This is a genomic window from Polaribacter porphyrae (genome assembly GCF_002954685.1).
Lineage (GTDB): Bacteria > Bacteroidota > Bacteroidia > Flavobacteriales > Flavobacteriaceae > Polaribacter > Polaribacter porphyrae.
Map to the genome: position 1 here is coordinate 2657554 of NZ_MSCN01000001.1, position 12997 is coordinate 2670550.

Consider the following 12997-nt stretch of genomic DNA (forward strand, 5'->3'; position numbering starts at 1 on the left):
TAACACCAAGATTAATTAATCTTGGTGTTATTATTAATTACTATTTACCCAACTCATAAAACCTTTAAAAATCTTCTCCCATTTATTAATAATCTCATTATTTTCTCCTATAATTTTAAAACTATGATTACAACCGCTACAGATATTAAAATTCAAATTCTTTTTTCCTAAACGCGCAAATTCTAAAGGAATTAAATATGTACTTTCTATTGGAGCATTTTCGTCTTTTGATGCTACTTGTACATAAATAGGTATATCTAACTTTAATAGATTATTAATTGGAGGTTCAGAATAACTAAACCAACGTTTGTTAGTATAGCCAAAATCATCAACATCAGTATTAAGAGAATCTTTAGTAATAATATTGGAAAAATAATTAATGACTTCATTGATACTACTGTCAGATTCTTCAATAGAAATTTCTTTCATTTGGTAAGATTTTCTAATATCTAGTATGGTGTCAAAAAAATCTGGTAAGGCATTACCTGCCCAAAAACCTAAATGGGTTATTTTAGTATTAATGGTAGCTAGTTTTGCAGCAACAGGAGCACCTTCAGAATGTCCATAAACTACAATTTTGGTGAGCTGATACTTTTTGTATAATGAATTAATAACGTTATTTATTCTATTTACCCTATGTTGTAAACTATTTTTTTGATGATAAATTTTAGGGACTTTAATATTATTTTCATCAATAAGTCTCTCAAAACCTGTTTTTTCTACTACAATATATCCATAGTTATCTGGGATATTTTTATAATCATTTTTTATAAAATTATTATACTTTAAATAGCCATTTTTACTTTTACTGTATGAAAACTGCGGACTTGGATCACTACCTTGAATAAATAAAATTACATTATTGATGGTATGTGATTTTTTCTTATATAGATAATAATGGATTGAGTCATTATTTATAGCTAGTACATACTCTTCAAAGCCAAAAGATTCTACTAGATTTTTTTTGTTCAGATTTGCCTGATTATTTTGAGAAGTTAAAAATGAGAAGTTCAATAAAACAAACAAGAAGAATATGTTAGTAGCTGATTTTTTAATTTCTATATAATACATTATTGTTAAGATATTTATTAAACTATTTTTATAAAATTTGAGTTAACTTTTTTAATATTAAAAGAAGTAATTTTGACAAACACTTTTTTAAAAATTATATTTTTGTTTGTAGTTCACTTGTTTCTTGTTCAATTATTTTTATTAATTCTTTAGCCTCCATTATAAATTTTTAGTATTAATTATTGTGAATTTTTTGCTTTGATATAGAGATATACACATAGCATAAAATATGCTATCCTTCATCATTTTACTGTAGTTAGAAGGTTTTGATATTGATTTAGTTTTAGAATTATTCCAATCTTTATAAAAATATTTTAATACAGTTGGTAAAGTAATAGCTGAATAAAAGCGATTGTCTCTATTAAAAATTTCTTTATCTAAAATTTCTAATTTTATTTCAAACATATCTACAATTTCACTTTTTAGTTTAGAATTAGTGATAAAATCTACCCCTTTAATTTTAAGATTTTCATAAGACCCATAGGCAAAATCTGGATTCCAGAAATAATAAAAATTACTAAAATATGTGGCTAAAGTTTCTGAATGAGACAATTTTTTTTCAAAAAATTCTAAAATAACTTTACAGCTTTTTTGAGTTCTAGCATTTATATCAATGCCAGATTTAGTGTTTTTTATATTGTGATTGAGATCATTTTTTAATTCATTTAAAATACTTAATTCTTTCTGCAAAACATTGATATTGTCTATCCAGTTATTAATTGCTAAAGCAATTAATATTCCTACAACAACAAAAACAATTTCTTTTACTATTGTTATTAATAACTTAAATATTTTTTTGATTCTACTCATATCATATTATACAGTCGATTATACTTTCTTATAATAATAAACACTAAATATTATTAGAGTAACAGCGAAAACATTAGGTATAAATCCTAATTTTTCTGTAAAATTTCTATAGTTGAAAATTAAAAGTATTAGATATACCACTGTAATCAGAATAATTGTAAGTCGAATGGTTTTATTTTTTTTCATAAAATAGCTTAATTTATTTTTTTCAATAAGGCTTTCCTGTCAGTTTCTATTGGGAAATCTGAATATTTATTTAAAAAAGTTATGAGAAAATATATTTGTTCTTTTGGTAAAAACTTTGATTTTAATATGTCTTTCATTGTTTGCATTTCATAAGACAAAAGTGATTTCATACTCTCTTTTGAAAAACCTGTCTTATCTAATATCTTAAGTACTAATAAACTTTGAAATGGATTTGGGTTATTTACAAGTTTTGATATTAATTCTATGTTTTTATTCCAGTTAATATTTCCACTGTAATTATTGCAAAACACTGTTATTAAAGGTTGTACTCCGCTATTCTTTTTTAATAATAATGGCAAGAAGTCTAATAAATCATTTTTATTTTTAAGATAATTCCCTGCAAGAAATATAGCAGATTCCTGAATTGAATCTGTAACATCTGCATTGTAGAGAGCAGATAAAACATCTTGTTTAGAGAATTGATTGACATACCTTTTATATACTATCAAAGATTCTTTAATTTTTGCTTTATCTAAATTAATACCATAACTTTTATATTCAGCATCTAAACTTTTAAACAAACTATCTATTACTGATAAATTTTTAGTTAATGATAAGTTCTTAAATGCAGATATTTGTTGCCTTTCATAAAAACCAAGTTTATTGAATTTACCTCTAAATTCCTTCCATTGATTTAGTTTATTTTCACTAATCATAAAAATCTTACCTTTAGAAGTATATTTAGGAATATCTCTTAAAGTTATAAGTATTTTATTAGAGAAAGCGATTGGTATTTTATTACCTTCTTTTATTCCCATTTTCACTAAAGATTGTTGACAAATCCCTTCTGGATAAGACATTATTTCTGTTAAAAAATCTTTTTTAGATTGATTTTTTAATCCCCATACTTCTACAAAATCATATTTTTTCTCAATATCTGATAATTCTTGACTAAATAATATGTTACAACAAATTGAAAATAATATTGTTAAGTATGCGTATTTCATATTTTTAACTTCTTTAAGTAATTAATTTGATAAAGGATAAAATGATATTTTAATTAAACGACTCAATATTAATAGTTCTACTAGTATTATTAGCCTTTTTTACTTCAGATAAAATTTCATCTAATAAAACACGATTATACAATAATCCGTTAACCAAAACAGCATTAATTTTCTTTGTATTTCTTATGTCTATTAAAGGATTTTTATCAAGCAATACTAGGTCAGCTTTATAACCAACTTTAATTTTTCCAGAATTATTTTTTAGCCAGTTTGCAGGAGTATTTGTTGCAGAATTTAATACCTGTGAGATTGACATTCCTGCATCATTTAGACTTTGTAACTCACTATGCAATGAAAATCCAGGAACAGCTGCAGGTAAATTAGCATCTGTGCCAGACATAATTTTTACTCCTTTTTTAGATAAAACATTGGCTATTATTCCACAAGCTTTACCATAAGTTTGCCAAAATATCTTGTCATCTTCTATTTCTGATGCAGTCATTTTTGCATCTATTTTATATCGATTAACTTCTGGCAACCATCCCAATCCTTGAGGTACATAAGAAACCCATTCACTAATTCCAGGGTTTTGATATTCTAATTCTACTTCTGTTAAAATTTTATTTAACTCATACCTTTGACGATAAAAACTTTCTGTAAGCCATAGTGTAGAGGTTACATAAACATTATTATCAATTAAATCTTTTGCTAAACTTTCACTTCTTTTTTCTACAAATTTTAAAAACTCTTCTTCTTTTCCTTTATAACTTCCAATCATTCTATCAGCATTAAACTCTCTACTGATTGCATTCATTAGTTCCTCAAAATGAGCAATGCTACTTTGTCCATTTTGCCAAATATCCGAGAATTCTACATCCCAAGGTATATGTCCAAAAACTGGCATTTCTAGTTCTTTAGCAAATTTTGTAATGGCTAAATAACTTTCTTTATTTAATTGGCTGTATACTTTTAATCCATCATAACCAAGTTTATAGAATTCCTTTACTTTTTTCTCTGCTTCAGAAGCATTACTAATATTTTCATAACCTTGAGACCAAGACATAAACCAACCTTCAACTCTATCAAAACTCCCAAGTCTTGGAGAAGCAACAAACATATTTGGGCCTATTCGTTCTCCTTTTTTAATTTCATCACGCCATTTTAAATGATTTTCATCTCCAATAAGCTCTCTAACTTGTGTAATACCATTAGCAATGTATAGTAAAAGATCGTTAGAGCTTTGAAAGAAATGCACATGCATATCAGCCAAACCAGGAATAAGATATTTACCTGAACCATCAATAATTATACTATTATTAGGGATATTAATTAGACTATCTACACCTATTTTGATAATATTTTCATCATTTATTAATACAGTTTGCCTAGAAATCATACTATTACAATCTTCAGATAGAATAGAAACATTTTTAATAGCAATTAAACCTTTTTGAGGGTTAAACTGTTTTATATTAACCTTTTCTGTAAGCCCACCATACATTTTTTTTCCATCTCTTTGCATCAATATGAAACCTGTGATTAGAAAGAGTAAAATTATTAATACTGTATACTTTGCTATTTTTTTTAACCTCATAATCTTTGATTATTATTAGCATTCTATTGCTCTAATAATCTATAAAATTAGTTTAGTTTTATCAATAGCTAGATTTTTAGAAGTACCACTAGAAGCATTGATACTTATTTTGATAAATTATGAATATAGTCTTTGGGTGAGAATCCTTTTTCTTTCTTAAAATTACGATAAAAACTAGTCTTCGATTTAAAACCACATTGTTGTGCAAGTCCAAAAATTGAATAAGCTTCATACTCATTATCATCAATTTTTTTCATAAACAATTCAATCCTTTTAGAATTGATATAATTATAAAAATTAGTGTTTAGGTAATAATTTAGTAGTTCCGAAAGTTTTTTATCAGTAGTTTTTATAGCCTTTGATAAATCTGTTAATGTAATATCAGGTTTAACATAGAGTTGTTCTTCGTCTATTATAACATTTAGCTTATCAATTAGAAATTTAGCCTCTTGCTCTTTCAAATTAATGGTTCTCTCAACATTTTTTTCTTTTGTTGAAGAATATTGTGAACGCTTTTTTTGATAAAAAAGTAGAATTACAATGATACTAAAAATTAAGAATAGTAAAAATACAACTAAAGTAATAGAGTTATATTTTTGTATATCTAAAGAAATTTGAGCATTATCTTTCTCATTAGTATTAAGCACATCTTGAATTAAATATTTAGATGTTGAAGCTATTATTTCAGGACCTTTAGTGGCTGCTATTAAAATATTTAGTTCTTTACTATTTTCTTCTAAAAGAGATTTATTACCAAGAATACCATACAATTTTGATAATAAGTTATAAGTTTCAATAAGTTCGTCATTTAGCTTGAGTACTTTAAATTCAGATAATGATTCTTCTGCGAATTCTAAAGAAGTTTTGTAGTCTTTTTTCTGAAAAGAAATTTCGGCAAGCTTTAGTTTTGCTGTCGGAATTCCTTTCGCATTATTTTCTTTTTTAAATGATTGTAATGCATCATTATAATACTGCCTTGCTTTTTGATAATTATCTTTTTCGAAAGCAACATTGCCTAAACCAATTTCTGCGTATCCTACTCTTTTGATTCTATTTTCAGTAAAAGATTTAAAAACTTTTTCATAAAGATTTTTTGCTTTGTTTAAATACCCTATTTTAAAATTTAAATTGGCTAAACTTAAATTCAAATAGTCTGCTTGCTCTTTATTTTTGATTGATGAAAAGTAATTTTGAGCAGATTCATAATATCTAATCGCATCATTATATAAACTATTTTTTTCTAATAAATAACCAATATGATGATCTACTTTTGCAACCTTTCTAAAATCTTCTTTGCTATTAGCAAAATCTTTCACTTTTAAAAAAAGTTTTAAGGCTTCAGCTGGTTTCCCTAAATTATTAAATGCTATTGCTTTATTTGCAATAGTTTGGATTTTTAAATAATCTTTTAAATATGGGTTAGAAATTATTGAATCTAACAATGGTAAGGATTTCTGATAAAAACCTTGTCTTTGATATGAAGTAGCAATATTGTTTAAAGCAAACCAAGTAGCCCAAATATCATTAATTGAGTCACTTACATTTAATGACTTATTATACATTGAGCGTGCTAAATCATAATTACCCATACCTTGATGTACGCTCCCAAGAATAGAATAGCTTCTTTTAAGACCAAAACTATTACCTATTTTTTTGCTTAACAATAATGCCTCATTTGATTTTTCTAGAGCCTTTTTTGTTTTTCCATAAGATTTATAAATTCTAGATTTAATAAGGTTAAACTGTATTATAGATAACGTGTCATTATTTTTTATGGATAGTTCAATCCCTAAATCTGATAACTTCAAAACTGAAGGATGACTTTCAAAATCTTCAAAATTGCATAATTTTAAAATGCTATCAATTTTCACTTTTTGTTCATTGAAAGTTATATTTTGAGCATCATAATTTTGGCTGTATACATTGGTAAATAAAAATAAACAACACAAAAAAAGTATCAATAAAAAACCTCTTTTCAACTTTTTAATTTTGAAAAAGAGATTAAATAGTAAGTGGTTTTTATAATTTATCATTTTCAATCTCAAAAATGTTATTAGAAATATCTTCATCTAATCTAGTAACTAAAGGATCTAAAACTACGTAATTTGGTAAATTTTTGAGGTTAAAAACGATCGTATTTTCTCCTTTTTCTAGTCTAATTGTTTTAAATATTGGTTTGGCATTTCTATAATCAGGATGTTTATCATAAAAACCAATAGTAAAATTTTCGTTAGTATTAATTTTACTTTTTTCTCCTTTTAGATTTGTTTCATAACGATTCGCCTCAATATGAACTGTTAGTTTATACTTATTATTATTTGATTGAGTATATTTTACATTCTTTAAATTCAAATCATAATCTATTCGTTTTTTAAACCAGTCGTTAATCAGATTTTGTTTTTCTATATCTACTTTAGACAGGAGTATGTTTATAAAATCTATAGATTTTGCAGATTCTTCTTCTTGATGAGCTTCTAAAAGTTCTTGTAAAGAGGCATTTAAGATTTTTTCTCCAATTAATTCTTTTAAAGATTGCATTACTACAAACCCTTTTCTATAAGCAACATAGGTTTCATTTTCTACCAAATGAAGTGATGGTTCTTCAATTGATGCTGAAGATCTGAAATTGAAATAACGTCTTCTTCCAAAATTAGATAATCTTCTAACCATTGTTTTACCATACATTTTTTCTAACACTTGAGCTTCCATATAATTTGCCATAGTTTCAGTTAGCATATTGCCACCTTTTCCAGATGCAGGAGACATTTTATGTCCAAACCATTGATGTCCAATTTCGTGAATAACTACTCTAGACAATTGGTTAATCCCTTTTGTAGCATTAGAAGTGTCTTGTGTAAAAAAGCGTTCTTGAAAAGCAATAGTTCCTGGCAAAGCGTGTCCACCAAATTTCCAATGTAAAGGCACTTCTGCAATTCGTAAATGATCAAATGGATAGCTCCCAAAATTTGCATTTCCATAATCTAGCGTAGCTTTTGTAGCTTTTATAATTTCATCCACATTTGTATTATGTTTTGGCAAATGATAAACTTCTATTGAAATTCCCTTGTAATTTTCAACAACCTTTTTGTAGTTAGATGAAAAATAAGATAAATTATTATCTGTTTTTATTTGAGATTTATAATGATATGTTACTGTATTATCAGTAGAAAAAGTATCTATTAACTTTCCTGGTGCTATAGGAATTTGTCCTTTATCTGTTGTAACCCAAGTTTCAAAATCTTGTTTTGGTCGAGATGTGTTTTCGAACATATAATCTTTAGTATTTTCTTTTTTATCTTTAATAGGCAGTCCTCTTTTTTTACGTTCTCCTTTATGCACAATTTCTAAAACTTTTTGATAACCAAATCTTGGTTCAAATGTGCTGTTTCTTAAATAAGTTCCATTAGAAATCATATCCTTTTGTAATTCGAAATCGCCAATAACTTTATATGTTTTAAAATTCATTTGCCTGCTTTCGTTAGGTAATAAAATAGGTTTAAAAACCAATAATTTTACATCTGCTAAAGCAATATCTTCTTGTATAATTTTTGCACCTTTTATAGAAAATTCATCTAATTTTTCCCTAACAGTTATCAATACTGTGTCAATGGCTTTATTAGTGTTGTTAAATATAGTATAATTACCATCAACTGTATATGTTAAGTTTTTTGGTTCTAATAGAACTTTTGTTTTTACACTCGTAATTATTGGTGTTAAATGTTCTTTATATTTTGAATAATTTTTCTCATAGTTTTCACGAAAAGTCATATCATCAGTAAAACTTTTTGGTGTCGATTTTACATCGATAATAATAGAAGATATGCAAACAAACCCAACTAAAACTAACAATGCAAAACGTTGCGATTTTCTCCAATTAAAGAATATTAATTTAAATTGATTTTTAAACCTATTTTCTGATGTACGTTTGTAAATCTTAAAGCTAATTAATAATATGATTAGAGTAGCACTTATCCATAGAAAGTTCATCCAATTAAAAAAGTTTGTGAGTTGACCATAACCAATGAATTCAGAATAACCCTCGCCTATTTTTGGTAATTGTAAAATACTTGCTAAAGGATGCTGAACACCTATTGATGGTAAAGCATATCCTAATCCATAAATACAAACTAAACTGAACAGCATCCCTAGATATTTGTTACTCACTAATTGCTGGATAAAAAGCGATAAAACTCCATATATAAACAGTGAACTCCCTCCAAAATAAAAAATACTGATGTATAATTTTACATCTATATTATGATAACCAAAAGCAATTTGAATTGATAAAGCTGTTATTATCGCTAAAAAAATAATAAAAATTGGTAATAAAAATAGTGCTGCATATTTGCTAAACAGCAAAATATTATTTTGTGTAGGAACTGCGTCTAATATTTCATTAAAATGATGCTGTCTTGATTTCCAAACCAATTCTCCTGCATAAAAAACGATTAAAAATAATCCAATATGTGCTAATGGTTCTAAAATTAGACCTGCTAATAAACCTGTAGTTGGCAGTATATTTCCATAAACATCTTGTCCACTAATATTATGCAAAATAGCAGCAAGTAACATTCCTATCCAAACCATACATAACAATAAAAATGTTTTGCTAAAAATGGTGCTTTTAAAATCGATAAAAACTAAATGAATAAATTCTTTAAATCGTGCTTTGAATGATTTTTTCACAACAAATACAGGTTGATATTCAGTGTGTTCAATGGTATTCTGTCGCTTTTTTTTCAATATTGAAAAAATACTTTTTTTGCTTTTCGATTTGTTTTTTTGTGATAACCTAAAGGAAAAAGACCAATAATTTATAATTAATAACAGTAAACCAAAACTCAACCAAATAATTCTATTTAAAGCTAAAGTGCCAGAAAATTTAACCAATTGTTTGGTCTTTTGTAAAGGCGACCAAAATTGAGTTTGCTCATAAGAACTACACAATCCTAAAATATCAAAAAGTGCTACTTTTTTTATTGTTTGTTCAGCAACAACTAATTTTCCTCCAGTAAAAGGCGATCCTATGTAAAAGTTATTTACCCAAAATAAAATGAAGATTAAGATTCCAGAGAAAAAAATTAATGGTGTTTTTTTGGTAAGTAGTGCAACTGTAAAAAGTAATGCTGTAAGAATAAATACATTGGGTAAAATAATAATGAGCCAAGGCCAAAAAAAGTTAATAAAATCAGAATTTACATCATTATAAATCTGAAAAGGATCTATTACTATTGAAATAAAAAGACCTAATACGTATAATAATGTAGAAAAAGAACTAGACATAAAAATCCCTAAAAAACGACTACATAAAAACTGAAATTTGCTCACGGAAGTTGTATGTATCAATTGTGTAGCATTATTTGCTTTATCTCTTAAAACAGTGTAAGCTGTTTGAAATACAATCAAAAAAACAACAGCTAAACTGATCAAACTGCTAAACAAATGAATATTATATTTATTCTCTGGATTAATTGCACCTTCTTGAATGCCTAAATAAATGCCAGAAAATAAAAATAGGATGGTAAATAAAAGATACGAAGCTTGTTTAAAATGAAACTTCAATTCGAAACTAATTAATTTAAGCAGCATAATTATTAGTTTTAGAAGTTTTTAAAATATGAAAGTAAACGTGTTCTAAATCTGTAGGTACAGCTTCAAAATCAGTAGTTAATTGTTGTTCAGAAAAAACATAAGCGCTTGTTTTGCCTCCTAAAAGTCTGGTTGATATTACATTGTGCTTATTTTTTAATACAGCTAAATCACTTTTAGGTACAGGTTTTTTCCAAATTTTGCCTTGTAAATCTTGTATTAAGTTTTCAGGGCTTCCTTGCTTTACAATTTGTCCATTGTACAGAATTGCCATATTAGAACAAAGCACTCTAATATCTTCTACAATATGTGTTGATAGTAATACAATAACTGAAGAAGAAACTTCAGAAAGTACATCTAAAAACCGATTACGTTCTTCAGGATCTAAACCAGCAGTTGGTTCATCTACCATAATTATTTTAGGGTTTCCTAACAGTGCTTGAGCAATTCCAAAACGTCTTCGCATTCCTCCAGAAAAGTTACTTACCGCTTTTTTTCTGTGTTCAAATAAATTTGTTTTTATAAGTAATGCCTCAATCTGTGCTTGCCTTGCTTTTTTATTTAATACGCCTTTTAAAACAGCTATATGATTCAATAAATCTAAAGCAGACATTCTTGGATAAACTCCAAACTCTTGGGGTAAATAGCCCAAATATTGTCTAATTTTTGAGGGTTCTTTACTAATATCATTTCCATTAAAAATAACATTTCCAGAACTAGTGGTTTGCAAACCAGCAATGGTTCTCATTAAAGATGATTTTCCTGCACCATTTGGACCTAGCAAACCATACATTCCATTAGATATTTTTAAAGAAACACCATTTAGTGCTTTTGTTCCATTTGCATAAATTTTAGATACATTGTTAATTTCGAGTGTGTTCATAATTTTTGGTTTAATGATTATGACACAAACTTATTTTTTAGATGCGATACAATAAAACTTATTTAACAAACCACAGTATTTACCTCTTAAATAATAGTGTTTTAAAAAGAAAATATATTTGAATCAAAAAAAAGGTTGTTTGATTCAAAAAAGAACCTGTTCGTTAAAATAACAATGTAAAACTTACGCAATTTTACGTTCTTTGAAGTATGAAAAATACAAGTAAATATATTTATCTGTTGGTTTTTATTATCTCTTTAATAGTGATAGGTTTTGGTTTGATTGTTTTAAGTCCAAATGTAATTTCAATTATATTAAGTGTAGGTTATCTCTCATTTTTTGTTGTTACTAAAATGACAAACTATTTTAACAAAGACTTGTTTATTATCAGGTATGAAAAACCATTTTTCTTAATCACTTTATTGATTGTTGCTATTATTCAATTTACAATTAATGATGCAATGCGTAGTTTACCTATCATTTTAATGGCATTTTTATTTATAGTAATTAGTTATGTCATTTTTTCTTGGGTTTATGAAAAGATTAAAACTATACGTGAGTTAAAGAACGAAAAATTAAATTCAGAATTGTCTTTATTACGTTCTCAAATTAATCCGCATTTTTTCTTTAATACATTAAATAATCTCTATGGATTAGCAATTGAAAAATCAGAAGAAACCCCAAAAACTATTTTAAAATTATCAGAAATGATGCGCTATACCATTTATGATGGTAAAAAAGACAACGTAAATTTAGAAAAAGAAATTAGTTTTTTAAAAAATTACATAGACCTACATACTATAAGACACCATAATAAGTTAGATTTAAAATTTGAGATTAATAACAAGCAACCAAACCTTAAAATAGCTCCTTTATTACTTATTAATTTATTAGAAAATGCATTTAAACATGGAGCTGAAAAGCTAGAAAAAGATGCATTTATCCACATAAATATTGCATCTCATAGCAATATTTTAAACTTTGTAATTGAAAATAATTTTGACGATACTGAAACCTCAAAAGGTATTGGATTAGAGAATTTAAAAAGACGATTACAATTACTATATCCAAATTCTCACGATTTTAACACTTCAAAACATAGTAATATATTTAGAGCAGAATTATCTTTATATTTAAACCAATGATTCGTTATATAATTATAGATGATGAGCCAATTGCTCACAAGATTATTCAATCTTTCGCTAAAGATTTTTCACATTTAGAGCTGCAAACCAACTGCTACAATGCAATGGAAGCTATGGAGTATTTACAATCTAACCCAATAGACTTGATGTTTTTAGATATAAATATGCCAAAAATGAAAGGTCTTGATTTTTTAAAATTATTAAAAAATCCGCCTGCTGTAATTATAACCTCTGCTTATGAAGAATTTGCATTAGAAGGATATGAATTAAATGTTATAGATTATCTTTTAAAACCTTTTAGTTTTGAGCGTTTTACGCAAGCAATTTTTAAAATCCAAAATAACAAACCAAAAATAGAAACAATCATAAAAAATGTTTCAAAAGAAGAAAATGTGAGTATTTTTATAAAAGGCGATAAAAAGCATATTCAAGTAAAATTGGATGAGATATTATATATAGAATCTATTGGAAGCTATAGTAAAGTAATTATGGAATCAGAAAATATGATAACCCACGAAAAAATATCAAACTTTGAGAGATTACTAAATTCCAATAACTTCATTAGAGTTCATAAATCATTTATTGTTTCAAAAAGTAAGATAAAATCCATTGAAGGAAATCGAATTTTGGTATCTGAAAAATATATTCCTATTGGACAGACTTATAAATTGAATTTGAAGAAGGTTCTAAACTTTTAATTAAATTATATTTT

General features: G+C 26.3%; 9 protein-coding genes. 2 read left to right on the top strand and 7 right to left on the bottom strand.

Going from position 1 to position 12997, the window contains the following annotated elements; translation table 11 throughout:
• Positions 1-33: 33 nt before the first annotated feature.
• From BTO18_RS11815 to BTO18_RS11845, 7 genes are all read right to left on the bottom strand, one after another.
• Positions 34-1071, bottom strand: a complete 1038-nt coding sequence (locus tag BTO18_RS11815) for a hypothetical protein (RefSeq protein ID WP_105016418.1) — start codon at positions 1069-1071, stop codon at positions 34-36.
• Between the two features lie 159 nt (positions 1072-1230).
• The gene (locus BTO18_RS11820) at positions 1231-1881 is read right to left on the bottom strand and encodes a DUF6090 family protein (protein ID WP_105016419.1); all 651 of its coding nucleotides are present in this window, start codon (positions 1879-1881) and stop codon (positions 1231-1233) included.
• A gap of 194 nt (positions 1882-2075) precedes the next feature.
• Entirely contained in the window at positions 2076-3074 is a 999-nt protein-coding gene (locus BTO18_RS11825; RefSeq protein ID WP_105016420.1) for a hypothetical protein, read from the bottom strand.
• Between the two features lie 49 nt (positions 3075-3123).
• Complete coding sequence (locus tag BTO18_RS11830) at positions 3124-4668, bottom strand: amidohydrolase family protein (protein ID WP_105016421.1); 1545 nt, start codon at positions 4666-4668, stop codon at positions 3124-3126.
• A gap of 104 nt (positions 4669-4772) precedes the next feature.
• On the bottom strand, positions 4773-6539 hold the full coding sequence (locus BTO18_RS11835) for an AraC family transcriptional regulator (RefSeq protein ID WP_170063267.1): 1767 nt from the start codon (positions 6537-6539) through the stop codon (positions 4773-4775).
• A 148-nt stretch (positions 6540-6687) separates the two neighbouring features.
• Positions 6688-10257, bottom strand: coding sequence for a M1 family aminopeptidase (locus BTO18_RS11840; protein ID WP_105016423.1), 3570 nt, complete (start codon positions 10255-10257; stop codon positions 6688-6690).
• On the bottom strand, positions 10247-11140 hold the full coding sequence (locus tag BTO18_RS11845; RefSeq protein WP_105016424.1) for an ABC transporter ATP-binding protein: 894 nt from the start codon (positions 11138-11140) through the stop codon (positions 10247-10249). The genes BTO18_RS11840 and BTO18_RS11845 overlap by 11 nt, the downstream gene beginning before the upstream one ends.
• Positions 11141-11349: 209 nt before the next feature.
• On the opposite strand from BTO18_RS11845, the gene BTO18_RS11850 reads away from it, so the two are divergent.
• Together BTO18_RS11850 and BTO18_RS11855 are read left to right on the top strand one after the other, a co-directional pair.
• Entirely contained in the window at positions 11350-12285 is a 936-nt protein-coding gene (locus BTO18_RS11850) for a sensor histidine kinase (protein ID WP_105016425.1), read from the top strand.
• Positions 12282-12983 (top strand): LytR/AlgR family response regulator transcription factor, encoded by a 702-nt coding sequence (locus BTO18_RS11855; protein WP_105016426.1) that lies wholly within the window; start codon positions 12282-12284, stop codon positions 12981-12983. Before BTO18_RS11850 ends, BTO18_RS11855 begins: the two co-directional genes overlap by 4 nt.
• The last annotated feature ends 14 nt before the right edge of the window (positions 12984-12997 follow it).